We start from the raw sequence: 24,766 nt of genomic DNA, 5'->3' as shown, positions 1-24,766 counted from the left end.
TGCCAGAACGCGCTTGGCCAGGGCGATCATCTCGGGGTCGCCGGTATGCTTGTCGGGGACGTCGGACAGCTTGATCACGGGCAGCCAGTGCTGGCCTTCCGGTCGTGCCTCGACCATCTTGATGACCATGTTCATGGGTTCGACGCCGACATCGTTGGTGAAGTTGGTGCCGATGCCGAACGCCATGCCGATACGGTCCTGGCAGAAGGCCTGGATCCGCTCGACCTTCTCCGGTGTCAGGGCGTCGGAGAAGATGATCGTCTTGCTGCGTGGGTCGATGCCCAGCTTTTCGTAGTGGGCGATGGTCGAGGCCGCGAAATCGATCGGATCGGCGCTGTCGTGCCTGACGCCGTCGAAGAGCTTGGCGAACTTCTTGTCGAAGCTCTCGAAGAAGGCCGGGCTGGTAAAGGTGTCGGTCAGAGCGATGCCCAGATCGCCGCGGTAGACATCGACCCAGTGCTCCAGGGCAAGGCTGTTGGCCATCTTGAAGCCGAACCGGGCGCCGTGGAACATGAACCACTCGTGGGCATGGGTGCCGATGGGCTTGACGTCATGGCGCATCGCCAGCAGGACATTGCTGCTGCCACTGAACGCCTCGCCGCCGTGGTGGTGCAGCGCGCCGACCACTCGATCGTGCACGTCGAATGAAAAACGTCGCCGGGTGCCGAATTCGGCGATTTTCAGCCCCAGCTTCTGGTACTGCTCTATCTTGGCCCGGGTGCGAGCCTCGACCGTCTCGTCGGCATCTCGCTCGACATCGCGCAAGCGGTACCAGAGTTCGCTGATCAGCGCCATCAGCGGGACTTCCCACAGAATGGTGCGATACCACAGCCCCTCGATCGTCACCGAGAGGTCGGCACCCTGCTGGCGGATGGTCACTTCCGCCGGGTCGTAGCGAAAGCCTGCCAGAAAATCGAGGTAAGTCGGATCGAGATAGGGGCAGGTGACTTCGAGATAACGCTTCTCGGCGTCGCTCAGGACCAGGTTGGCCATCGCATCCACCTCGCGTCGTAGCGCGTCGCCAAACCCGTCCGGAAACTCATGCTCGCCACGATTGATGAAGGCGTAGCGGGCCTGGGCGTAGGGGAAGCGCTTGATCACGGCGTTCTGCATCGTGATCTTGTAGAAGTCGTTGTCGAGAAGCGAAGTCAGCATGGGAACTCGTCATCAGCGTAGGCAGAACCCGCGGTCGTTGTTTGCCGGCGAGCGTTTCTTCAATGAAATCGGCTACAGGAAGGCCATGACACCGAACATTGTCACGATGAAGCCGCCAAACAGCAAAAGTCCCGCCAGCGACAACAGGATCAACAAATAGCCTAGTATCAAACCGGCCAGGGCCCAGCTATCGCCGGATTCCTGCTTTTGGCGAATCTGGCGTCGAGCGAGATGACCGCACACGACGCCGCCCAGCGCTGCTGGGGGGACGAAGGTGCCCAGCACGCTCAACGCGAAAGCCGCCAGTGCCATGGTATTGGTGGGGCCTGGTGGCGGTGTCGGCTGGCCGGGAGGGGAGGCAGCGGGTGTCATCGTGCTGTACATCTCGCGAGCTGGAACTGTCGGTAGAGTATCGCACGCTTGCCCGCGGCTCTCGAAGTTTTCAACATGAGCGGCGGGCGACGGGAGTTGAATGAACGACGGGAGGAAGGGAATGGCATTGCGGGTCGAGAATATCGGCAGCCTGGCTGCCGTCAGTGCGTCGCGCTGGAATGCCGTGGTTGGTGCCCGCTATCCGTTTCTTCGCTACGAGTTTCTGGCCGCGCTGGAAGCTTGCGGATGCGCCCACACCGAGACTGGTTGGGAACCGGACCATCTGATGGTTTTCGAGGGCGATCGAGCGGTGGCGGTGCTGCCGCGCTATGCCAAGTATCACTCGCGGGGAGAGTACGTGTTCGACTGGTCCTGGGCGGATGCCTGGGAGCGCGCGGGCGGCGATTACTACCCCAAGTCGCTGTCGGCGATTCCGTTCACGCCTGCGATCGGGCCGCGACTGGCGGTGGTAGAGAATGTCGACCGGCGTGCCGTCATCGCCGCACTGGCGCCGCTGATTCGCGACACTGGCCTGCAGAGCTGGCACCTGCTGTTCGCCGATAGCGACGAGGTTAACGATTGGCAGGCCGCGATCGGCGTGCCACTGCTGGAACGTCAGGCGGTGCAGTTCGCCTGGCAGGACGACGGCTTCGGCGACTTCGACGGCTTCCTGGCGCGAATGAGTTCGCGCAAGCGCAAGGAGATACGTCGAGAGCGGCGCAAACTGTCCGATCAGGGGTTCGTGTTCGAACGCCTGACAGGGGACCAGATCGATGACCAGGTGCTGGCGCAGTTCTATCGCTGCTACTGCATGACCTACCTCGAGCGTGGGCAGCGACCCTACCTATCGCTCGAATTCTTCACTCGGCTGCGTGACAGCATGACCGACTGCCTGGTGCTGGTGCGTGCCAGCATGGCGGATCGGGCGGTAGCCGCCGCGCTCTGTCTCCAGGGGGGCGACACCCTTTATGGCCGATATTGGGGGAGCGAGGTAGAGGCAGACTTCCTGCATTTCGAGGCCTGCTACTACCAGGGGATAGAGCACTGCCTCGAGCGCGGCCTGACCAGGTTCGACCCAGGGACCCAAGGGGAACACAAGCTGACCCGGGGGTTCGCGCCGGTCATCAGCCGATCGCTTCACTATCTCGAACATGAGGGGTTTCGCGAGGCGGTCGCCGAGTTCTGTCGCGAGGAGCGGGCTTACGTCAACGCCTATCTGGAACAGTGTCGGCTACGTCTGCCGTTCAAGGACCCGCCGCCATAGCCCGGTGATTGCGATGGCTGTGCCCGGTCGCACACCTGGTTAGTGATACTCTGCACTTGGACCCACTTGGGCGGCACTCCGCCGCGACGAGGATAGAAGGTAGATGGACTTTCTCAATGAGGCGGCCGTTCTGCTCGGGGCGGCCATCATCGCGGTGCCCCTGTTTCAGCGCCTGGGACTGGGGTCGATTCTGGGCTATCTCTGTATCGGCTTGCTGACCGGCCCGTCGGTGACCGGGTTCGTATCCGAGCCGGAGTCCGTGCTGCATTTCTCCGAGTTCGGCGTGGTGATGTTGCTATTCATCATCGGTCTGGAGCTGGAACCCAAGCGGTTGTGGTCGATGCGCAAGCGGCTGCTGGGGTTGGGATCGTTGCAGATGGCCGGCTGCGCAGCCCTGCTGATGCCAATCGGGCTGCTGCTCGATCTACCGTTGAGTATTGCCATCTTCCTCGGCTTGACGCTGGCGCTATCGTCGACCGCCTTCGCACTGCAGGTCCTCAACGAGCGCCGGCAGCTGGCGACGCCACATGGCCAGAGCGCCTTCGCCATGCTGCTGTTCCAGGATCTGGCGGTGATACCCCTGCTGGCGCTGCTGCCGTTCCTGGCCGGACGCGCGGACGCGGCGCCGGACGATGGCTGGGTCATTGCGCGCAGCATCGGTGTGGTGATTGCCGCCATCGCTTTCGGCCGCCTGGTCTTCCCCCGCGTGCTGGCGTTGATTGCGCGAAGCGACGTGCATGAGATATTTACCGCTGCCGCGCTGTTCCTGGTGCTGGCGATGGCCCTGGTCATGCAGTGGGCGGGCCTGTCGATGGCGCTGGGCGCCTTTCTGGGCGGTGTCATGCTGGCCGATACCCCGTACAGGCATGAACTCGAGGCCAATATCGAGCCTTTCAAGGGGCTACTGCTGGGGCTCTTTTTCATCGCCGTCGGGATGTCGGTCGATCTATCGCTGGTGTTGGGCAACATCCTGCTGGTCATGGGGCTCGCCGTCGCCATGACCCTGGCCAAGACCGTGGTGCTGGCGATCATCGGCTGGGTGACCCGGTTGCCGCGCACGGAAATTCCCAGGCTGGCGACGATCATCGCCCAGGGCGGGGAGTTCGACTTCGTGCTGCTGACCGCTGCCGTGGCTGCCGGTGTCATCGATCAGCGCATCGCCAGCCTCTGCATTGCCGCGGTGACCCTCAGCATGGCCGCGACGCCGTTTCTGTACCAGTTGGGCGAGAAGCTTGGCAACCGACTCAAGGAGAGTCGCCCTTACGACACCGACTTCGGCGATGACACGCCGCCGGTGATCATTGCCGGTCTCGGGCGCTTCGGGCAGATGGTGGGGCGCATGCTGAAAATGCAGGGCATCAACTTCACCGCGCTGGATCCCAACATCACCCAGGTCGAATTCATTCGCCGCTTCGGTTCCCGCATCTTCTACGCCGACGCCACGCGTCTCGACCTGCTGCGTGCTGCGGGTATCGACAAGGCCCGGCTGCTGGTGATCGCGGTCGATAGCGAGAGCGCCGCACTGACCATCGCCCGCCTGGCCAAGACCCATTTCCCGGAGCTGTCCGTCTATGCCCGTGCCCGCAACCGCCACCACGCCTGGCAACTGATGGAGATCGGCGTCGACGGCGTGGTGCGGGAAACGTTCGCGTCGAGCATGGAAATGAGCATCGAGGTGCTCAAGGGGCTTGGCTATCCCAGCTCGAACGCCATCAATGCGGTGCGAACTTTCCGCGACTTCGACAACCAACTGCTCAAGGATACCTATGCCCACCGCAACGACACGGAGCGGTTGATGGCGACCGAGAAGGCGGCGATGGCGGAACTGAGGTCCTTGTTCCAGCAGGAGCTCAACCGGGGCCGTGGCAACAAGGAGAGCGCGCGCGAGGAGGCCGCTGCCAACGATAGCGACGACGTGAACGAGGAGGTAGGTGATGACACAGGTGCTGAGAGAGCGGCTGGCGGCCCTGGGAATGTCCGTTGATGGCGCCGCGATCACACCACTCTCCGGTGGCGACAGTGGGGCAGCGTTATGGCGGGTCGACGGCGCGACGCCCTGTATCGTCAAGCGGGATACGCCCGAGCGTGTCGCCGGCGAGGCCGACGGCCTGCGGGCGCTGGGTGCCGCCTGTCGCAAGCTCATCGTGCCGGAGGTGCTGGCCGAAGACGGCGATCTGCTGGTCATGCAGGCCCTGGAGGGTACGGGGAAGCGTGATGGCGCGGCGCTGGGTGAAGGCTTGCGCCAACTGCACCGGGATTCCCGCGACGCTGATGCCGGGCATGGCTGGCCGCGGGACAACGCCTGTGGCTTGACCCCGCAGCCCAACGCCCCGCTGGCCGACGGACGTGCCTTTCAGCGCGACCGTCGTCTACTGCCGCTGATGAGAGGCTGTCGCGAGCGGGGGCTGCTGGATGCCGCGCTCGCCGGGCGTGTCGAGCGGGCCGCCGACTCGCTGGAGCACTGGCTCGAACAGGCACCGCCGTCGCTGGTGCACGGTGACCTCTGGTCCGGCAACGTGCTGTTCACGCCGCAGGGGCCGGCAATCATCGACCCCGCCGTCTACCGGCACTATCCCGAGGTGGACGTGGCCATGCTGACGCTCTTCGGCGGGCCGGGCGACGCCTTCTTCGAAGCCTACTGGGACGGCGACCGACCCGCGGACTGGGAGCGGCGGGAAGCGCTGTTCCAGCTCTACCCGCTGCTCAACCATCTCTATCTGTTCGGCGGCACCTATCGCCACGGTGTGGCGCGGGCGGCCGATCGCATTCTGGCCGGCTGACGGGAGTCGTCGATCAGGCGCGTGCCGGAGCGCGAATATCGGCAGGGGCGACGGCCTCGCCGATGACGTGATGCCCTCGGGTATTGAGGGGCACTGCGTAGAGCGACGTGGTGGCGCAGACGTAGAGCCGATTGCGGCTGATGCCGCCGAAGCAGACGTTGGCCACGGTCTCCGGGATCAGGATGCGACCGAGGCGAGTGCCATCCGGGGCGTAGCAGTGAACTCCGTCGCCGGCGCTGGTCCACAGGTTGCCGGCCATATCCAGGCGAAAACCATCGAAGAGACCGCAGTCCGAGACGGCGAACACCTCGCCGCCCTGCAGGCGATGATCCCGATCGACGCGGAATCTCCGGATATGTCGGGGCCCGTCGGCGCGATGCGTCGCGCCGGTATCTGACACGTAGAGCCAGGATTCGTCGGGGGAGAAGGCGAGGCCGTTGGGCTTCTCGAAATCGTCGGCCACTCGGTGCAGTTCGCCGCCGGGGGTGAGGCAGTAGACGTGGCAATCCAGCTCGGAGCGTCGCTTGCCACCTTCGTAATCGCTGTCGATGCCGTAGCTGGGATCGGTGAACCAGACCGAGCCATCGGACTTGACCACGACATCGTTGGGCGAGTTGAGCCGGTGGCCCTCGAAGGCCTCCGCCAAGGTGGTGATACGGCCGTTGTGCTCGGTGCGAGTGACGCTGCGGCTGCCGTGCTCGCAGGTGATGAGGCGGCCTTCCCGGTCCAGCGTCTGGCCATTGCTGAAGGTAGCGGGTTGGCGAAAGACGGAGACGTGACCGTCATTTTCGTCGTAGCGCAGGATACGATCGTTGGGGATGTCCGACCAGAGCAGATAGCGCCCGGCGGCGAAGTAGGCTGGCCCCTCGCACCAGCGACCGGTCTGCCACAGTCGCTCGAGCTGGCCGTTGGGCAAGACCAGCGAGGAAAAGCGGTCGTCCTCGACGACTAGCCAGTCTGGATAGGTCATGATCGAAAGCCTCCGGCACAAAGACCGCCCAGTGTCGAGGGTCACAACGGTGGTGTCTTTGCGACGAAAGTCTTGTCTTCGCCGCCGCCCGGACTGATCGATGGCGCTGCCCGCCCGCGCGGCCGGCGTTCAGGAAGAAGAGTGGGGCGGCGAGGTGCAGTGGGTCGCGCATGGCGAGATGCGCTCGAAGAAGGTGTCGATCATGCGCGGGCCGATATCGCCAATATCATAGCGTGTCGGATCGCGCAGCCAGTCGTGCATCAGACCGCCGAACATCGACATGAGCATGCGGCAGGCGATTTCCGGTTCGATGCTCGCTATCATCGTGCCAGTGCGATTTGCCTCCTCGAAGCGTTCCAGCATGGTCTCGTAGCAGTCGTCGGCGAGCCGTTGGTGCAACTCGAGAATATTGACGTCGCTGGATGCCTCGCAGCAGTGAAACAGGATCGTGTGCACTCGCCGGGAACGTGGACCCTGCAGCCGCTCCAATGCGTGCAGGGCAGCCAACCGTAGACTCTCCAGCGGTGCGCGGGGACGTTCGGGGTCCTCGACATCATCCAGTAATTGGCGAAGTGGCATCTTGACGCGATCCAGCATGGCGTGGAACAGGTCGGACTTGTTCTTGAAATGCCAGTAGACGGCGCCGCGGGTCATGCCCGCCTGGCGAGCGATCTGCTCGAGCGAGGTTCTCGAAACGCCGCGCTCGAGAAAAATGACTTCGGCGGCGTCGAGCAGGGCCTCTCGGGTGGCTTCGGCTTCAGCCTTGGTGCGTTTGGGCATGGTGATGTCGTCGCTGGCGTGAGTGAGTCATGGCGAATGGCTTTTCTTATGGGCGGATTAAAGTCGGCAAGATGCAGCATAACGAATTATCGGCAAGTTTACATTCATGTATGTATGCCTGTAAGCTCGCTACATTCCTTTAGGCACCCCTTTCCAGGACGGAGACTCATGCGCCCTAATTTCATGAATGGCACCCTCGGTTTCGGTGGGGCGATGTTGCTGTCGTTGGCATTGGCCGCCTGCGGTGGAGACGATCAGCAGAGTGCTCAGCAAGGTGGGGGGCAACAACAGAAACCGCCCACCAAGGCTGAAGTGTTGGAGGTCAAGGCCCACGATGTCTCGCTCTCCAAGGAGTATCCCGCCCAGCTTCGGAGTAACCGTGAGGTCACGGTGATGGGTCGCGTGGAGGGGATCCTCGAAGCCCGTCACTATCGCGAGGGGAGCATGGTCGAGAAGGGTGACAAGCTCTTCACCATCGAGCAGGCGCCCTACGAGGCCACGGTCGCTCAGAACCAGGCCGACGTGCAGAGCGCGCAGGCGGAGGTGTATCGCGCCCAGCGCGACGCCGAGCGCTACCAGCGTCTCTACAACCAGAACTCCGTCAGCCAACAGCAGCGCGATCAGGCCCAGGCGGATCTGCGGACCGCGCAAGCCGCCCAGGCCCAGGCTCAGGCGGCGCTGGACAGTGCCCAGATCGATCTCAGCTACACCCAGGTCAATGCGCCTGTCAGCGGCATGATCAGCTTGAGCGAGGTCAATGTCGGTAACCTGGTGCAGCCGCCTCAGGAACTGGCGACCATCACGCCGCTGAATCCGATCGAGGTGCGTTTTTCACTGCCCGCCGATGATGCGTTTTCCCTCCGTCGCCAGCGTCAACGGGGCGATGCCGAACAGGCCGACGTCGCTGTTTTGACCGCACCGGGCACCGAAAGTGCCAGTCACAAGGCGCTTCAATTGCAGGGCAAGCTCGACTTCCTTGGATCGAGAGTCGACGAATCTACCAGCACGGTCCAGGCCGAAGCCGTGTTCCAGAACGACGACCAGCTCTTCCTGCCGGGGCAGTTCGTGCGGGTCAAGCTGCCTAACGTCATGCGTTACGACGTCTACGCCGTGCCGGCCATTGCGGTGACCGAGGGACTCAAGGGACCCCAGGTTTTCGTCGTCAACGGTGAAGGAAAGGCCGAGTCACGTTTCGTGTCGCTGGGCGAGATCGCGGGAGACTGGCAGATCATCACCGACGGGTTGAATCCGGGCGACCGAGTCGTCGTGTCGGGCATCGGTAGCGTCTCCGCTGGCGACGAGATCGACGCGCAAGCCTTCAACGGCCAAGTGCCGCAGCCGCAAAACAACGCCGGCGAGAACCCCTCCCAGGCGGCCGATGCCCAGGGTGGTGAAGGCGTCGAGGGCGCCCATCGCGACGCGCAAGAGGCGAAAGACGGACAGAACGGGGCCAATTGATGAACTTTTCCAGCGTTTTCATCAGACGCCCGATCTTCGCCACCGTCCTCTCGGTCATCATCACGCTGATCGGGTTGATGGCGATGCGCACGCTGCCCATCGAGCAGTACCCGCCTGTCGTACCGCCAACGATCAGCGTCTCCGCGACCTATCCCGGTGCCAGCGCTCAGACGGTCTCCGACACGGTCGCCTCGGTGATCGCCCAGGAGATCAACGGTACTCAGGACATGATCTATCTGACCTCGAGCAGTTCGGATAGCGGTCAGATGTCCATGAGTGTCTATTTCAATATCGGCACCGATCCGCAGACGGCGACGATCAACGTCAATAACCGGGTCCAGCGAGCGCTGTCGCAGCTACCCGGCGAGGTGCAGTCCCAGGGGGTCACGGTCGAGCAGCGGTCATCCAGCATCCTGCTGTTCGTCGGCATCACCTCGGACTCCGATGCCTACGACTCCCTGTATCTGACCAACTACGCCAACATCAACGTGACCGATGAGCTTTCACGCCTTCCAGGCGTGGGGCAGGCCGAAGTGCTGGGTAGCCAGGAGTTCGCGATGCGTGTCTGGCTCAACCCGGACAAGCTGGCCCAGTACGACCTGACCCCGGCCGAGGTCTCTTCGGCGATACAGGCGCAGAACGCGGTCGTGGCGGGCGGCAAGCTGGGCGCCGAGCCACAGAGCGATCCCACCCCCTATACCTATACCATTACCACCCAGGGCCGTTACGAGAGCGTCGACCAGTTTCGCGAGATCGTGCTGCGGACCAACCCGGATGGTTCCTCGCTGCGCCTGAGCGATGTGGCCCGTATCGAACTGGGGAAAAACAGCTACGGCATTCAGGCTTATGTCAACAACAAGCCGATCGCGCCGATCGCCATCTACCTGCAGCCGGGCGCCAACGCGCTGGACGTGGCCAAAGAAGTCAAGCAGTCGATGGCGGACCTCAAGACGCGTTTCCCGCCGGGACTGGATTTCGATATCCCCTACGACACGACGCTGTTCATCGACGCCTCCGTGCAGTCGGTGGAGCACACCTTCATCGAGGCCTTGCTGCTCGTGGCGGTGATCGTGTTCCTGTTCCTGCAGAGCTGGCGCTCCACCCTGGTGGCGATGTCGGTGGTGCCGATTTCGGTGGTGGGGACGTTTGCCGGAATGTACCTGCTCGACTTCTCGATCAACCTGCTGTCGTTGTTCGGCATGATACTGGCAATCGGGATCGTGGTGGACGACGCCATCGTGGTCATCGAGAACGTCGAACGCATCATGGAGGAGGACGAGGAGGCGACCCCGTTCAGCGCTGCGCTCGAGGCAATGAAAGAGGTGTCGGGCGCGGTCATCGCGACCGCCTTCATCATGGCGGCGGTGTTCGTGCCAGTCGGTTTCATGAGCGGCCTGACCGGGCAGATGTATCAGCAGTTCGCGATCACCATCGCGATCTCGGTGGCGATTTCGGCCGTCGTGGCGTTGTCGTTCACCCCGGCCATGAGTGCGATCTTCCTGAAGAACCAGGATCGCCTCCGGCAGTCCGGTTTCGTCCGCGCCATCCGCAAGCCGTTCGACTGGTTCAACAAGATATTCGACAAGATCACCGACTTCTTCATGGCGATCACCAACTTCATCATCCACCAGTTGTGGCTGGTGATAGTCGGCCTGGCTGCCGCAGGCATCGTTTCCTGGTTGATCTTTGCCCAGTTGCCGGCGGCACTGCTTCCTTCCGAGGATCAGGGCGTCGCGCTGGCTGCCGTCAACCTGCCTGCAGGATCCTCGGTGGCGCGCACCGATGCCTACGTGCAGGAGCTCAGCCAGCGCCTGCGCGACGAGGTGCCAGGGATCAATTTCGTCACCGGCATACCTGGATTCGATATCCTGTCGAGCTCGCCCAATACCGCCAAGGGCACGGTCTTCGTGACGATGAAGCCTTGGGAAGACCGTGATATCACTGTCGACCAGTTGACCCAGAAGATCATGCAGATCGGGGCCCAGATCCAGGGCGGGCAGACCGTGGCGTTCAACCTGCCTCCGATTCAGGGCTTGTCGCCGACCGGCGGCTTCACCGGCTATCTGCAATCCTTCGGCGGTGACACGTCGCAGCAGTTGTCGGAGGCCGCCGGCAAGGTGATGCAAGCCGCCGCCAAACGTCCGGAGCTCGCGGGTGTATTCACGTCGCTCGATGTCAATGTGCCGTCCTACAAGGCCGACGTCGATACGGAAAAGGCGCGCAGCCTGGGGGTCGATATTGCCGACCTGAACACTACCATGGCGAGTACCTTCGGCAGTTCGTTCGTCAACTACTTCACCAGTTCGGGCCGTAACTTCCAGGTTTACCTGCAGTCGGAAGATGACTTCCGTCGCAACCCGGATGACCTGAGCAAGGTCTACGTGCGAGGTGGCGAGGGCCAGCGTATTCCGCTTTCCGAGCTGGTCACGCTGACGCGCGACAAGGCACCCACGGTATTGCAGCGTTACAACACCTATGCGGCCGCCCAGTTCTCGGGTGGGCCGGCACCGGGCTACAGTTCCGGGCAGGCGGTACAGGCGATGCAGGAAGTCGTCACCGATACGTTGGGTTCCAATTACGGAATGGGCTGGAGCGGCGAGGCCTATCAGCAGGTGAACGTGGGCACGGCTGCGACACTGGCGCTCTCCTTCGGCGTGATCATGATGTTCCTGATCCTGGCGGCCCAGTACGAGAGCTGGACCTTGCCGCTGGCCGTCGTCTCCGCCGTCCCGTTTGCGTTCATCGGTGCGATTCTGGCCGTTTACCTGGCTGGGTTGAGCACGAGTGTCTACCTGCAGGTGGGGCTACTGGTGGTGGTCGGCCTGGCGGCCAAGAACGCCATCCTGATCGTCGAATTCGCCGAGCAGCAGCGCAAGCACGCCGGGTTGTCGGTGGTCGACGCGGCCAAGGTGGCGGCGCGCCAGCGATTCCGTCCGATCGTGATGACGTCGCTTGCCTTTATCGGCGGCACCCTGCCGTTGGCGCTGGCATCCGGTGCCAGCGCGGCCAGCCGCAACCAGATCGGAACGCCGGTCGTGGGAGGCATGATCTCCATCACCTTGCTGGCCACGGTGTTCGTGCCGGCGACCTACGTGTTGATCATGAAGGTCACCCACGGGCTGCAGTCGAGACTAGGCCGTGGCAAGCGGCGCGACGATCGCCAGCCGACGCCGGATGAAAGTCACTAGCAAGCTGTGTCGATGCTGCCGAGAAATCGGCTTTTCAGAGGCAACCTCCCACGGAGGTTGCCTTTTTTAATGGCCGCCGCTTCGATGGTCGCGGCAGCGAGCCAAACAGGCTTTGACGCTATGCACCCGGTGGCATATATGTGTAGGAGGGGGCGGCGCCAACGAGCGACGTTCGTCACCCGATCACGCCCGCGAATCATTACCCGGCATTTCGGCACGGGCGACCAACCGTCGGTCTTCTCTATTAACGTCGGTTATGGCCGTCATGGGCTGTCGAGGCGCAGGATGATGTGTCGACGCTGGTTAAATTTGACTGGTGGACTCAATGTTCAGGGAGGCTGAACATGACGCAGGCCGCAGTTCGTGGGAGGCAAAGTCATACGGCTGCGAGATATGGGGAGGACCCCCTTTGGCTCGCGTCGCCATCCGGTCGATCCTCGTCCAGGGCCCCGGCAGGGGCATTGTCACGCCCGCTTCCCTCACCGCCGATCCGTAATCGCCGTGTACTGTTCGTTACCACCGAGATCGCCGACTTCATCAAGGCGGGCGGGCTGGGCGACGTGTCCGCGGCACTGCCCCGGGCGCTGAAGCCCAACTATGATGTGCGGGTGCTGATGCCCGGCTATCGCCAACTCCTGACCGCCGGTCGTCCCATCGCGCATGTGGCCAGCCTTCCCGCCCGGCACGATTTGCCGGCCTGCGAGATCGGACGTCTTCTCTGCGAGGACGGATTGATCATCTACGTCGTGCTGTGCCCCGAACTCTACGATCGGGTCGGCAATGCCTACGGTGACGAGCTGGGGGTGGGCTGGCCGGACAACGACATTCGCTTCGCTCGACTGGCAATGGCGGCGGCCGAGATCATCAATGACGCGACGCTACTCGACTGGCAGGTGGAACTGCTCCATCTCAACGACTGGGCGACCGGTTTGACGGCAGGCTACGTCCGTTGGCTCGGCAAGCGCTACGTTCCCTCGGTCTACACCATTCACAATCTTGCTTATCAGGGAGTGTTTCCACTGGAGCGCATGTCGGCGCTGGGCATTCCTGCATCTGCCTTCCACATTGATGGCGTCGAGTTTCACGGCCAGATCTCGTTCATGAAAGCGGCGCTCTCCTACGCCTCCCACGTGACCACTGTCAGCAGCAATTATGCTCAGGAGATCACCACGCCCGCCCTGGGATGCGGGCTCGAGGGGCTGCTCAAGAAGCGGGCCCTGGAGGGCCGGCTCAGCGGCCTGCTCAACGGTATCGATGACCGCTGGGATCCCCGTACCGATCCCCATCTGGCGCCGAATTTCGGTATCAACGACTGGCATGGCAAGCGCGCCAACATCCAGCGTGTGCGCCGCATGTTCGGACTGGAGCCGAGCAGCGGTCCGCTGTTCGCCGTTGTCTCGCGGCTGGTGGCGCAGAAGGGGTTGGATCTCACCATACAGGTGGCCGACTCGATCGTGCGGGCCGGTGGGCAACTGGTGGTGATCGGTCGCGGCGAGTACGCCATCGAGCAGTCGCTGGTGGAGATGGCGTCGCGCTACCCCGGCCAGGTGGGCGTCAACATCGGATTCGATGAAGGCGAGGCGCGTCAGATCTACGCGGGCAGCGATTTCCTGCTGATGCCTTCCCGTTTCGAGCCTTGTGGCCTCAGCCAGCTCTATGCCCAACGCTTTGGCTCGTTGCCGATCGCGCACCGAACGGGGGGGCTGGCGGATACGATACAGGACGGAATCAATGGCTTGCTGTTCGACGACATGAGCCTGGACAGTTATCGCGCCACGGTGCTGCATGCCTTCGATCTTTTTCGGGCCACCGACCTGTTCTACGCCATGCGCCGCGCAGCGATGGCCGGGCGGCTGCACTGGCGCCAGGCCGTGATCCCCTATCGCCGGCTCTACGCCGACCTGCTGACCGAGACGTTTGTCCATTCCAATGAGCAGGTGACTAGCCGATGAAGTACTCCGCAGGAACCAACGGGGCCGTCGCTAGCATTAACTCGATGCCACGAGCGAGCCTCGGGGTTGCAGCCGCTCGCATGAACGATCAGGACGGGACGCTGACCCGCACGGCGTCAAGTGTCGGGGGCTCCGCCGATGAGGGGGAGGCCGAGGACGCGTGGTCCTGGGACGACGGGGACTGGATGCGATCGAGAGCGGGGCGTCACGGCGGCGACATGCCGTTGTCGCTCTACCGGCTGTGTGGTGTCGATTGGTACGCCTCCCGCTTCCCTCTGCCCTTGAACTGGAATCAGCTCGCCCAGGAACTGGTGCCCTACGTCGCCGACCTGGGATTTACTCATATCGTGCTCGACGAGGGGATTGTCGCGGTGCCTTACGCGGTGGTCTGCCAGTTCGTCGAGACCTGTCATGTCGCGGGCGTGGGCGTCGTGGTCCAGCGTCCTGCGTCGATGTCCGAGACCGAGTTCCTCGAATGGTGTCAGCGCTGTCATCTCGACGGCATCGACGAGCACGGCCGCGATAGCGGCTGTCGGTTGTTCGGCAGTGACACCGTAGGGACGACGCTGACGTTGCATCGTCGACCGCGATGGCAGGTTGCCAGCGCCGACTATCTCGCGCTGGGTCCTACCGGACGCCATCTACGACACCGCGACTGGGTCGAGGCGCTGACCCCGCGCGCGAGCTCGCGTGGGTTACTGGAGCAGGTGCCAGATGAAGGCTCGGCGCTAGGCCAGTGGCGACAGACAGTCCACGGGGACGATTGGCAGCGTTTCGCGGCGTTCAGGGCGTGTCTGGCGCTGATGTGGGCGCTGCCTGGCGACAAGCAGGTGGCCATGGGCGTGGAGCTGGGCCAAGTACTGGCAGGCCCCTGGGAGGCGCCGCTGCATTGGCCGCTGCTGTTCGAGACCCGGCACGCGGGGATGCTGCGTCTCGTGGCCGATCTCAACCGGCTGTACGTCAACGAGCCGGCGCTACAGATTCGTGCCGACGAGTCGCTCGGATTCGAATGGCTGGTCGACGACGACAGTGACAATAGCGTTGTCGTATTCGCCCGCCATACCGAGAGCGGACACGCCAGCATGATCTGTCTCTGCAACTTCCAGGCGTGCGTGCATTACCGCTATCGGTTTGGCGTCACCGGTGCGGGCCGGTGGCGGGAGATACTCAACAGCGATAGCGTCTTCTACGGAGGGAGCAACGTGGGTAATGGCCATGGCGCGACGACCGAAGCGATTCCCAGCCACGGCCATGCCCAGTCGCTTGCCGTGACGGTACCGCCCATGGCCGCGTTGTATCTGCGTCACGAGACCTGGTTCGAGGAGGCGCCATGAGCGCCAGCACCGACGGGCCCCGTGACGAGGCGCGAACGCCTTGGGCGCCTTTCTACGGCGCGACGCCGATGGCCGATGGCCGCACGTGCTTTCGGCTGTGGGCGCCCAGCGCCCGGCGGGTGATGCTGGAGTGCGAGGGCATGTCACCGCAGCCGATGGATCCGGTTGGCGAGGGCGGGTTCGAGCTCGAGCTCGAGTGTCCCCCGCAAGCGGCCTACCGCTATCGCGTCTTCGTCGGGGATGACCAGGACGGGATGCCGGTGCCCGATCCCGCCTCGAGAGCACTGCGGGGTGGCGTCGACGGCGCCTCCCTGCTGGTCGACCGCAATCATGAGTGGCGCCATGGCGACTGGACGGGCCGTCCTTGGGAAGAGACGGTGATCTACGAGGTCCATCTGGGCGCCTGCGGTGGCATCGATGGCCTGCGTCGGCGCCTGCCGGCACTGGTCGAGCTGGGCATCACCGCCATCGAGTTGATGCCGGCCGCCGAGTGTCCCGGGCAGCACAACTGGGGCTACGACGGCGTCCAGCCCTATGCCGTCGCGTCCTACTACGGCTCGCCGGAAACACTGAAAGCGCTGGTTGACGAGGTTCACGGGCACGGCCTGATGATCTTTCTCGATTTGGTCTATAACCACTTCGGGCCGGACGGCAACTTCCTGCCTCACTACGCCGAGTCATTCTTTCGTGAAGACCTGCAGACACCCTGGGGCGGCGCCATCGACTTCCGTCGTCCGCAGGTGCGGCGTTTCTTCATCGACAATGCGCTGATGTGGCTGCTCGAGTACCGTTTCGACGGACTCCGGTTCGATGCCGTCCACGCCATCAGCGAACGGGATTTCCTGGTCGAGCTGGGGCAGACTCTGCGCGAGCGCGTCGGTTCGACCCGCCATTGCCATCTGATCCTGGAGAACGAGAACAACCAGGCCAGCCTGCTGGCACCGGATCTGTTCGACGCCCAGTGGGCCGATGACTGGCATAACGTCATGCATGTGCTGCTGACCGATGAGCATGAAGGCTATTACGCCGATTTCGTCGAGAACGCCACGACGAAGTTGGCGACGGCGATGGCTGAAGGGTTCGTCTATCAAGGCCAGCGCTCGCGCAAGGGAGAGGCGCGGGGAGAACCCAGCGGGCACCTGCCGCCCACGGCGTTCGTCAACTTCCTCCAGAATCACGATCAGATCGGCAATCGGGCTCTTGGCGAGCGTCTGTCACGGTTGAGCGAGCCCGACGCGCTCGATGCCGCGACGCTCCTGCTGCTGCTCTCTCCCGCCATCCCGTTGCTGTTCATGGGCGAGGAGTGGGGGTCGAGGAGACCATTTCTCTTCTTTACCGACCACCGAGATGATCTGGCCGATGCGGTGCGTGAGGGCCGTCGTCGCGAATTCGCGGACTTCAGCGCGTTCAAGGATCCGGCACAGCGCGAGCGGATTCCCGATCCCAACGCGGCGTCGACTTTCGCGGCTTCGCAGCTCGACGATCAGGAAGCGGCCATGCCCGAGCATCGCGACTATCGGGCGCGCTTCGCGACATGGCTGGCGCTGCGTCACCGCTTCATCGTCCCCCGCCTGTCGGGTTGCCATGCGCTCGGCGCTCGGGTCCTTGGCGACAAGGCGGTGGAGGCCGCCTGGCAGATGGGCGACGGGCAAGTACTGACCGCCGCGATCAACCTCTCGTTAGGTCCGGTTGGCTTGGGCCTTCGTGGCGACCCGCTGGCCTGCTCGCGACCAGACATCACCGACTCTCTCGGCGGGGGCCAATTGCCGGCCCGCGCGAGCGCGGTGTGGCTTGGCCCGGCGGATGCCAAGAGGGTAGCCGATGACGTGGCGGGAGCCCCCCATTCATGACGGACCAGGGTCAGCCTTTGATCGAACGTTCAGATTCGCTGCAACAGCTCGCCGAGTCGGTCGGGCTGCTGGTCGAGTGGACCGGCAGTGATGATCGACGTCAGTCGCTCTCCGAGGCGCGCCAGCGCCACATGCTCGACTGCCTCGGCTGGCCGGCCGCCGATGACCAGGCGGTTGAGGCTAGCCTGGCTCGCTGGCGAGCCCGCCACCAACCGGTCGCTTTCGATCAACTGCCGCCGTTGCTGATCGCCGACCAGCAACGGCCTTTCCCGGTCCCGGTTGCCGAGGCGAGCGGATGCGGTTTCGCTATCCGGCTCGAGAGCGGCGAAACGTTGGACGGTCATCTCGATGCCGGTGGTCATCTGCCCGCCATTCACGAAATCGGCTATCACCGGGTGAGCTTTCTCACCGGCCGGGGCGACGACAGCGTCACCCGTCTGCTGGCAGTGACGCCAGCGCGTTGCTTCACACTCTCCGATATCGCTGACGAGCGGGGAGAGGCGCGTCCGAGATACTGGGGGGTTGCCGCGCAACTCTACGGGCTTCGGCGTGATGGCGATGCCGGGATTGGGGACCTGACCGCGCTAGATGAGCTGTGCAGCGCGGTGGCCCAGGCCGGCGCGGATGCCGTTGCCATCAGTCCCGTGCATGCGCTGTTCGCGGCGCACCCCGAACGATTTAGCCCCTATTCCCCCTCCAGCCGGCTGTTTCACAACGTCTGGCACGCCTCGCCGGAGAGCCTGTTCGACGACGAGATACTGGATCGGGCAAGCGCACCCTTCGTCGAGAGCATGACGCGGCAGGAGTCGCTGGCGCTGATCGACTGGCCAGCCAGTGCCCGTCTCAAGCTGGCGATGCTGGAGCGGCTATTCCAGTACGTTCAGCATGACGAGAGCGCACTGGAGTGGCGCTCTCGACTGGTCGCCTTCCGACGTGACGGGGGGGAAGGGCTGGAGCGCCACTGCCGTTTCGAAGTGCTGCAGGCGCAGGCCGACGAGGCCGACTGGCGCCAGTGGCCCGAGAAGTGGCGTGATCCGGGTAGTGAAGCGGTCGAGGCATTCGCCGAGCAGCACCGGGAGGCGATCACCTTCGCCGTGTTTCTGCAGTGGCTGGTGGCCGCCGGGCTCGACCGGGTACAGCAGAATGCGCGACGCGCCGGTATGGCGGTGGGGTTGATCGCCGACCTGGCGGTGGGCGTCGATCCCGCCGGCAGCCAGGCCTGGAGCGATCCCGCTGAACTCCATCGAGGCCTAAGCGTCGGCTCGCCGCCGGATGCGTTCAATGCCCACGGCCAGAACTGGGGTGTGGCGGCGTTCTCGCCGGAGGGGCTGGTCGATTCCGGGTATCGTGGCTTCCTCGCCATGCTGCGGGCCAGCCTGGCCCACGCCGGCGGTCTGCGCATCGATCATATATTGGGACTATCGCGGCTATGGCTGGTCCCGGAAGGTGAGTCGTCCCAGCAGGGGGCCTATCTACGCTACCCGCTGGACGATCTCCTGCGCCTGGTCTCCCTGGAATCCTGGCGCCACCGGGCCATCGTCATCGGCGAGGATTTGGGAACGGTCGAGGACGGGCTTCGCGACACCCTGGCGGATCGCGGCGTGTTGGGCATGAGCGTGATGTGGTTCGAACGCGAGGGCGATGCCTTCCTCCCGGCCGGTTCATGGCGCGAGGGCACGATGGCGACGACCAGCACCCATGATCTTCCCACGGTGGCGGGCTGGTGGCTCGAGAACGATCTGCAGTGGCGCGATCGCCTGGGTCTGCTCGCCGAAGACGAGACGCTATCCGAACTCAGGCAGGCGCGAGGCGAGGAGCGACGACGGCTGGCCGCTGTCTGCGGTCTTGGCGTCGACACTGACACCAGCCAGCCCCTGGGCCCCGATGCCGTTGAGGTCAGCGACGTCATCGATGCGACGCTGGCGCACGTGGCGAGAACGCCGGCGCCGCTGGCGCTGTTCCCGCTGGAGGATCTGCTGGGCTTGCTGGAGCAGGCCAATTTGCCGGGGACCCTCGATGAGCATCCCAACTGGCGGCGCCGGCTACCGGTCCCGGCGCCCCAGGCACTCGAGACTCGGGCCGTACGGCAACGGCTGACGCGCATAGACCGCATCCGGCGGGGAGATCGATCATGAGAGCCGTTCGCGCCACCGTCAGATTGCAACTGCACGCCGACTTTACCTTCGATGACGCTCGACGGCAGGTGGACTACTACGCCGCGCTGGGTGTCAGCCACTTTTATCTGTCGCCCTTCCTGACCTCGAGAGCAGGATCGACCCACGGTTACGACGGTGTCGACCCGACCCGGATCGACCCGGAGCTGGGCGGCGAGGCTGGACTTGCCCGCCTGGTTGAGGCGCTGCATGCCGCGGAGATGGGAATCGTGGCCGATATCGTGCCCAACCATCTGGCGGTGGGGGCAGAGAACCCCTGGTGGCAGGACATGCTGGCTCTGGGGCGCGCCAGTGACTATGCCCGCTGTTTCGATATCGACTGGGAGCAGCCCGGTGCCGATGGCAAGGTCCTGCTGCCTTTTCTGGGGGATCGCTACCTGCGGGTACTGGAAAATGGCGAACTGGTGCTGGCCTGGGATGCGACCCACAGCGCCTTTTTCGTCGCCTACCACGAGCATCGGTTTCCGATCGACCCCGGCCAGACCGAAGCGCTGCTGGCGGCCTCGTCAACGGACGCTCGTGAGGCAACCGCACTCCCGCCGAGGGAGGAACTGGCCGGAGATGATCCGCTGGTTGCGGCGGTCATCGCGGACCATGATGCCAAGACTCGGGCGGGGTGCTCGCGCCTGCACGCTCTACTGGAGCGTCAGGCCTATCGGCTTCTCTACTGGCGCACCGCCAACGATGCGCTCAACTGGCGCCGATTTTTCGATATTACCGAGCTGGCGGGGGTGCGGGTCGAAGACGAGAGCGTATTCGATCTTTCTCATGCATACATCCTGGCGCTGGTGGAGCGCGGCTGGATCGACGGACTGCGTATCGACCACATCGATGGCCTGGCCGACCCGCGCGGTTATGCGCTGCGGCTGCGCGGTCGTCTCGATGCGATCTCGGAGCGGCAGGGCGTAGAGAGCCAGCGATTGCCGATCTATGTCGAGAAGATCCTGGGTGACGGCGAATGCCTCCACACCGACTGGGGCGTCGACGGCACCACGGGCTATGAATTTCTCGATCTCGTCTCGGGTATCCAGCACGACCCGACAGGTCGCGAGCCTTTGACTCGGCTATGGCGGGAGGTCAGCGGTCGCACCGCGGATTTCGCCGCCGAGGTCGAGATCGCGCGTCAGGAAATGCTGCACGGGCCGCTGACTGCCGAATTCGAGCGTTGCGTCAGGGCGATGCGGGCCCTGGCTGACGCCAGTCCCGCCACTCGCGAATTCAGCCTGCCCGCGATTCGACGTGTCGTTGCGGCGCTGGCGATCGGCTATCCGGTCTATCGCAGCTATACCGATCGCAACGGTCGTCCCGAGGTCGATATCGGCGCGTTCGAGCATGCCATGCAGGCGGCGCGGTCGCAGTTGTCCGCCGCCGACGCCTCGTGGCTGCCGCTACTGGATGACTGGCTCGGTGGCGAGGCACCCGACGCGTTCGACGAGCCTGAGCGCGAGTTGCGCTTGAGCGCGATCACCCGCTTCCAGCAACTGACCTCGCCACTCGCGGCGAAGGCCGTCGAGGATACCGCCGGCTATCGCTCGGCAGTGCTGCTGTCGCGTAACGACGTTGGCTGCGAGGGCGCTCACTTCGCCTATCCGGTCCAGCGCTTTCATCAGGCAAACCGGCAGCGTCTGGCGACATTCCCTCATGCCATGCTGACCACCGCGACACACGATCACAAACGTGGCGAGGACGTCCGTGCGCGATTGGCGGCATTGAGTGAATGGGGCGACGTACTGGCCCCCAAACTGCGTGCCTGGGCCAGAGACTCGCGTCTTTATGACAGTCACGCCGCACCCGGCGGTGGGGACCGCCTGATGATGCTCCAGTTGCTGCTGGCAGCATGGCCATTGGAGTTGGCCCCAACGCAGGCGTGCAGCGAGGAGTCCGCTTCCCGCGAGCGAGAGGCACTGCATGAGTACGCAGATCGTCTCGTCGCCTGGCAGCGCAAGGCGATGCGCGAGGCCAAGCTCGCAAGTCACTGGCTGGCCCCCGACGAGCGCTACGAGCAGGCTGGCGAGGATGCCATACGGCGTGCGTTGACCGGCGATGCGCTGACCCGCGAGCTGGCCTCGGCAGCGGCGGTGCTCGACATGCCCGGCGCGGTCAATGGCCTGGCGCAGGCGGTTCTCAGACTCTGCTCACCGGGCGTTCCCGACCTCTATCAAGGCACCGAGTTCTGGGACCTTTCCCTGGTCGATCCCGATAATCGTCGCCCGGTCCACATGGCGGCGCGCCGGGAGGCCCTGGATCATGCCGAAACACCGGTGGCGGCCTGGCGTCACTGGCGGGACGGCGCCGTCAAGCAGGCCATCCTGCAGCGTTTGTTGAATTTGCGACGTGACCACCCCGCGCTTTTCGACGACGGGGAATATCTGCCACTGCAGGCGACCGGGGCCCACGCCGACTGCGTCATCGCCTTTGCACGCCGAGCACGGGACATGACGTTGCTGGTGGTCGTCACCCGACTCTCAGCGGCGCTGATGGACGAGACCCTCGAGGGGCAGCTCCAGTGGTCGGATACGGCGTTGTCGCTTGAAGCATTGAACCTGAACGGTGTCGGTCAGGGCTGGCTGACGCCGGCGCCGGTGGAGGCCGAGGCGGCACTGCCGCTGCATCGACATTTATCGGATTTCCCCTGCGGAGTTTGGGTATGGGCGTCCTGAACCCGCTATCTTGAGGATGGGTCACTGGTCTCGTCGGCGCTGGTGTCGAACGAACCCGGTGGGGCAGGGATGCCCCCGTCGAGTCACGCAAACAGAAAGGAGCGCATCATGATGACCGGTCGTGAACAACGTATACGGATGCTGGCTTATCGCATATGGGAGTCGGAGGGGCGCCCCGACGGTCAGGAGGCGCGTCACTGGGAGATGGCCGAACGTATCGTCGAAGCCGAGAATGCCCGTGAGGAAGAACAGGAGTGGCGCGCGGCGTCCGACGAACCCTCGCCGCTGGAGGACGAGGATCCGCCCGCCGAGCCTGACGAACTGGGTATAGACGAGCCGCGTCTGCCGCTGGACGATCCCGAGACCGAGGCGCGCAAGGAGGCGGATACCGGGATCGACGCACCGCCAAGCCAGCCTCGACCCCGGGCCCCAGCGCGGCGCAAGGCGGCGAGTGGCAGCGAAAGCGCCTCGCCGGCGCGTAAGCGGAGTCCGGCAAAGGCCACTGAGGGCAGTAGCAGGAAAACGGCCGCCAAGCCGCGCAAGCCCCGCGGGACGAACGACGACAACAGCGAATAACCGACCCACACTGGGTATCACAGGGTGACAGGATGAACCTGGCTCGCCCGGAGGGTAGTCGATGACCGATATGCGTTGGGGACGGGATGGGACGATGGGGCAGGTCGTTCAACAGGCAGGAAGCATGCGGTCTCGGATTCGGGAGGGGCTTCCCTACCCGCTAGGGGCGACATGGGATGGGCTCGGCGTCAACTTCTCGCTATTTTCGGCCAATGCGACTCGAGTCGAACTCTGCCTCTTCGATGAAACCGGAAAGGAAGAGCTGGAGCGGGTCGTGCTGCCGGAGTACACCGATGAGATCTGGCATGGCTATCTGCCGGATGCCCGCCCAGGCCAGCTCTATGGCTATCGGGTCTACGGCCCCTACGATCCGGAAGCTGGCCATCGTTTCAATCATCACAAGCTGCTGATCGATCCCTACGCCAAGCAACTGGTCGGTGAGTTGATCTGGGACGATGCTCTCTACGGTTACACCATCGGCCACAAGGATGGCGATCTCAGCTTCGATGAGCGAGACAGCGCGCCGTTCATGCCTCGCTGTCGTGTCATCGATCCGGCGTTCACCTGGGGACGATCCACCGAGATCCGGGTGCCGTGGAGCGATACCGTCATCTACGAGACACATGTGCGCGGCTACACCATGCGCCATCCGGCAGTACCGGAAGCGTTGCGTGGCACGTTCTCGGGGCTAGCCGTGCCGGAAGTGATCGACTATCTCGTCGATCTGGGCGTCTCTTCCCTCGAGTTGATGCCGATTCACGCCTTTGCCGATGACCGGCACCTGCAGGAGAAGGGGCTGCACAACTACTGGGGCTACAACACCCTGGCGTTTTTCGTGCCGCACCCGAACTACATGTCGACCGAGACCGTCAGCGAGTTCAAGCAGATGGTGGCGCGCTACCATGCCGCCGGCATCGAGGTGCTGCTGGACGTGGTCTACAACCACACGGCGGAAGGCAACGAGATGGGGCCGACGCTGTCGTTCAAGGGCATCGACAACGCCTCCTATTATCGCCTGATGCCGGAAGAGCCGCGCTTCTACATCAACGACACCGGCACCGGCAATACCTTGAACCTGTCCCATCCCCGGGTCCTGCAGATGGTGACGGACTCGTTGCGCTACTGGGCCGACGAGATGCGTGTCGACGGCTTCCGTTTCGACCTGGCCACGATCCTCGGGCGCGAGGCCGATGGCTTTGACGAAGGGGGCGGGTTCCTCGACTCCTGTCGCCAGGATCCGCTGCTGTCCCAGTGCAAACTGATCGCCGAACCCTGGGACTGCGGCCCGGGTGGCTATCAGGTCGGCAAGTTCCCGCCCGGTTGGGCGGAATGGAACGACCGTTTTCGCGACGACATGAGAGCGTTCTGGCGGGGAGACGAGGGTCGCCTGCCTGCCTTTGCCAACCGCCTGACCGCCTCGGCCGATCTGTTTAACCACCGCGGGCGCAAGGCGTTCTCGTCGATCAACTTCATCACCGCCCATGACGGATTCACGCTCCGTGACCTGGTGAGCTACAACAACAAGCACAACGAGGCCAATGGCGAAGACAACCAGGATGGTCACGACGACAACGTGTCCTGGAACCATGGCGTCGAGGGGGAGACCAACGATGCCGGCATTCGCGAGCTGCGCATGCGCCAGATGCGCAACTTGCTCTCCACGCTGATGCTGTCCCAGGGCACGCCGATGCTGCTGGCCGGAGACGAGTTCGGCCGCACGCAGGGCGGTAACAACAATGCCTACTGCCAGGATGGGAACATCGGCTGGGTCGACTGGAACCTGTCCGATGAGGGACGCGGTCTGCTCGCGTTCACTCGCCAGCTGATCCGGCTGCGGCGCCAGTATCCGATCCTGGAACGCGGACGTTTCATGACCGGCAAGCTGGACGAAAACCTGGGCATCAAGGACGTCTCCTGGCTCACGCCAAGCGCGGAGGAGATGACGGTGGACCATTGGCACGACGAGGAGGCCAAGGCAATTGGCGTCATCCTCAACGGGCATGCGCAACCCACCGGGATCTGCCGCTTCGGTTCCGACGTCACGGTGTTCCTGGCACTCAATGCCTCTGACCAGGACGTCGACTTCGTGCTGCCGGACGTCCCGGGGGGGAGCGAGTGGCTGAGACGCATAGAAACCTTCGATCCAGCCGCCGGGGACGTGCGCTGCCCCATGGAGAGTGGCTATCGGGTCAAGTCGCGTAGCCTTTCGCTGTTCGAACTGATCGAAGAGGAGACATCGGATGATTGATCGCT

General features: G+C 64.0%; 16 protein-coding genes. 12 read left to right on the top strand and 4 right to left on the bottom strand.

The genetic code is table 11. From position 1 onward, the window contains the following. Both pncB and DOM56_RS04160 read right to left on the bottom strand, forming a co-directional pair. Positions 1-1,155 (bottom strand): nicotinate phosphoribosyltransferase (pncB, locus tag DOM56_RS04165; protein WP_110707653.1); only part of this gene is annotated, 1,155 nt, incomplete at its 3' end. Positions 1,156-1,227: 72 nt separating this feature from the next. After that, positions 1,228-1,527, bottom strand: a complete 300-nt coding sequence (locus DOM56_RS04160) for a DUF4190 domain-containing protein (RefSeq protein WP_232822170.1) — start codon at positions 1,525-1,527, stop codon at positions 1,228-1,230. A gap of 121 nt (positions 1,528-1,648) precedes the next feature. Between DOM56_RS04160 and DOM56_RS04155 the strand changes: the two genes are divergently transcribed. From DOM56_RS04155 to DOM56_RS04145, 3 genes are all read left to right on the top strand, one after another. Next, positions 1,649-2,791 (top strand): GNAT family N-acetyltransferase, encoded by a 1,143-nt coding sequence (locus DOM56_RS04155; RefSeq protein ID WP_110707652.1) that lies wholly within the window; start codon positions 1,649-1,651, stop codon positions 2,789-2,791. A gap of 103 nt (positions 2,792-2,894) precedes the next feature. Then, positions 2,895-4,775 (top strand): monovalent cation:proton antiporter-2 (CPA2) family protein, encoded by a 1,881-nt coding sequence (locus DOM56_RS04150; protein ID WP_110707651.1) that lies wholly within the window; start codon positions 2,895-2,897, stop codon positions 4,773-4,775. Then, a complete protein-coding gene (locus DOM56_RS04145) occupies positions 4,726-5,571 on the top strand; it encodes a fructosamine kinase family protein (RefSeq protein WP_110707650.1) in 846 nt (281 codons plus the stop codon). Before DOM56_RS04150 ends, DOM56_RS04145 begins: the two co-directional genes overlap by 50 nt. A gap of 13 nt (positions 5,572-5,584) precedes the next feature. Here the strand turns inward: DOM56_RS04145 and DOM56_RS04140 are convergent, their stop codons facing one another. Further along, positions 5,585-6,541 carry an SMP-30/gluconolactonase/LRE family protein gene (locus DOM56_RS04140; RefSeq protein WP_110707649.1) on the bottom strand — a complete coding sequence of 319 codons (957 nt, stop codon included), beginning with the start codon at positions 6,539-6,541 and terminating at the stop codon, positions 5,585-5,587. Positions 6,542-6,670: 129 nt separating this feature from the next. Further along, positions 6,671-7,321, bottom strand: a complete 651-nt coding sequence (locus tag DOM56_RS04135; protein ID WP_110707648.1) for a TetR family transcriptional regulator — start codon at positions 7,319-7,321, stop codon at positions 6,671-6,673. A gap of 168 nt (positions 7,322-7,489) precedes the next feature. Here DOM56_RS04135 and DOM56_RS04130 point away from each other — a divergent pair, with 168 nt between their 5' ends. The 9 genes from DOM56_RS04130 (at position 7,490) to glgX (ending at position 24,761) form a co-directional block, all read left to right on the top strand. Next, positions 7,490-8,779, top strand: coding sequence for an efflux RND transporter periplasmic adaptor subunit (locus DOM56_RS04130; RefSeq protein ID WP_232822169.1), 1,290 nt, complete (start codon positions 7,490-7,492; stop codon positions 8,777-8,779). After that, positions 8,779-11,967, top strand: a complete 3,189-nt coding sequence (locus DOM56_RS04125; protein ID WP_110707646.1) for a multidrug efflux RND transporter permease subunit — start codon at positions 8,779-8,781, stop codon at positions 11,965-11,967. Before DOM56_RS04130 ends, DOM56_RS04125 begins: the two co-directional genes overlap by 1 nt. Before the next feature lie 461 nt (positions 11,968-12,428). Then, entirely contained in the window at positions 12,429-13,919 is a 1,491-nt protein-coding gene (gene glgA / locus DOM56_RS04120) for a glycogen synthase GlgA (RefSeq protein ID WP_232822168.1), read from the top strand. Positions 13,920-13,999: 80 nt separating this feature from the next. Beyond that, a complete protein-coding gene (locus tag DOM56_RS04115; RefSeq protein WP_157958158.1) occupies positions 14,000-15,253 on the top strand; it encodes an alpha amylase C-terminal domain-containing protein in 1,254 nt (417 codons plus the stop codon). Next, complete coding sequence (gene treZ, locus DOM56_RS04110; RefSeq protein WP_110707643.1) at positions 15,250-17,103, top strand: malto-oligosyltrehalose trehalohydrolase; 1,854 nt, start codon at positions 15,250-15,252, stop codon at positions 17,101-17,103. Before DOM56_RS04115 ends, treZ begins: the two co-directional genes overlap by 4 nt. Further along, positions 17,100-19,238, top strand: coding sequence for a 4-alpha-glucanotransferase (gene malQ, locus DOM56_RS04105; RefSeq protein ID WP_110707642.1), 2,139 nt, complete (start codon positions 17,100-17,102; stop codon positions 19,236-19,238). The genes treZ and malQ overlap by 4 nt, the downstream gene beginning before the upstream one ends. Further along, on the top strand, positions 19,235-21,937 hold the full coding sequence (gene treY, locus DOM56_RS04100; protein WP_110707641.1) for a malto-oligosyltrehalose synthase: 2,703 nt from the start codon (positions 19,235-19,237) through the stop codon (positions 21,935-21,937). The genes malQ and treY overlap by 4 nt, the downstream gene beginning before the upstream one ends. 108 nt (positions 21,938-22,045) lie before the next feature. Next, complete coding sequence (locus tag DOM56_RS04095; protein WP_232822167.1) at positions 22,046-22,513, top strand: DUF2934 domain-containing protein; 468 nt, start codon at positions 22,046-22,048, stop codon at positions 22,511-22,513. Positions 22,514-22,637: 124 nt separating this feature from the next. Continuing rightward, positions 22,638-24,761 (top strand): glycogen debranching protein GlgX, encoded by a 2,124-nt coding sequence (gene glgX, locus DOM56_RS04090; RefSeq protein ID WP_232822166.1) that lies wholly within the window; start codon positions 22,638-22,640, stop codon positions 24,759-24,761. The last annotated feature ends 5 nt before the right edge of the window (positions 24,762-24,766 follow it).

This window comes from Salinicola sp. CR57 (genome assembly GCF_003206585.1).
Classification (GTDB): domain Bacteria; phylum Pseudomonadota; class Gammaproteobacteria; order Pseudomonadales; family Halomonadaceae; genus Salinicola; species Salinicola lusitanus.
Note: the sequence above shows the minus strand (reverse complement) of the source record. Positions and strands in the feature narration are given on the sequence as shown.

Excerpts from the sequence above, each read along its gene's own strand:
- DOM56_RS04160 (WP_232822170.1), bottom strand. The coding sequence starts at position 1,527 with ATGACACCCGCTGCCTCCCCTCCCGGCCAGCCGACACCGCCACCAGGC.
- DOM56_RS04155 (WP_110707652.1), top strand. The coding sequence starts at position 1,649 with ATGGCATTGCGGGTCGAGAATATCGGCAGCCTGGCTGCCGTCAGTGCG.
- DOM56_RS04150 (WP_110707651.1), top strand. The coding sequence starts at position 2,895 with ATGGACTTTCTCAATGAGGCGGCCGTTCTGCTCGGGGCGGCCATCATC.
- DOM56_RS04145 (WP_110707650.1), top strand. The coding sequence starts at position 4,726 with ATGACACAGGTGCTGAGAGAGCGGCTGGCGGCCCTGGGAATGTCCGTT.
- DOM56_RS04140 (WP_110707649.1), bottom strand. The coding sequence starts at position 6,541 with ATGACCTATCCAGACTGGCTAGTCGTCGAGGACGACCGCTTTTCCTCG.
- DOM56_RS04135 (WP_110707648.1), bottom strand. The coding sequence starts at position 7,321 with ATGCCCAAACGCACCAAGGCTGAAGCCGAAGCCACCCGAGAGGCCCTG.
- DOM56_RS04130 (WP_232822169.1), top strand. The coding sequence starts at position 7,490 with ATGCGCCCTAATTTCATGAATGGCACCCTCGGTTTCGGTGGGGCGATG.
- DOM56_RS04125 (WP_110707646.1), top strand. The coding sequence starts at position 8,779 with ATGAACTTTTCCAGCGTTTTCATCAGACGCCCGATCTTCGCCACCGTC.
- DOM56_RS04115 (WP_157958158.1), top strand. The coding sequence starts at position 14,000 with ATGAACGATCAGGACGGGACGCTGACCCGCACGGCGTCAAGTGTCGGG.
- treZ (WP_110707643.1), top strand. The coding sequence starts at position 15,250 with ATGAGCGCCAGCACCGACGGGCCCCGTGACGAGGCGCGAACGCCTTGG.
- malQ (WP_110707642.1), top strand. The coding sequence starts at position 17,100 with ATGACGGACCAGGGTCAGCCTTTGATCGAACGTTCAGATTCGCTGCAA.
- treY (WP_110707641.1), top strand. The coding sequence starts at position 19,235 with ATGAGAGCCGTTCGCGCCACCGTCAGATTGCAACTGCACGCCGACTTT.
- DOM56_RS04095 (WP_232822167.1), top strand. The coding sequence starts at position 22,046 with ATGATGACCGGTCGTGAACAACGTATACGGATGCTGGCTTATCGCATA.
- glgX (WP_232822166.1), top strand. The coding sequence starts at position 22,638 with ATGCGGTCTCGGATTCGGGAGGGGCTTCCCTACCCGCTAGGGGCGACA.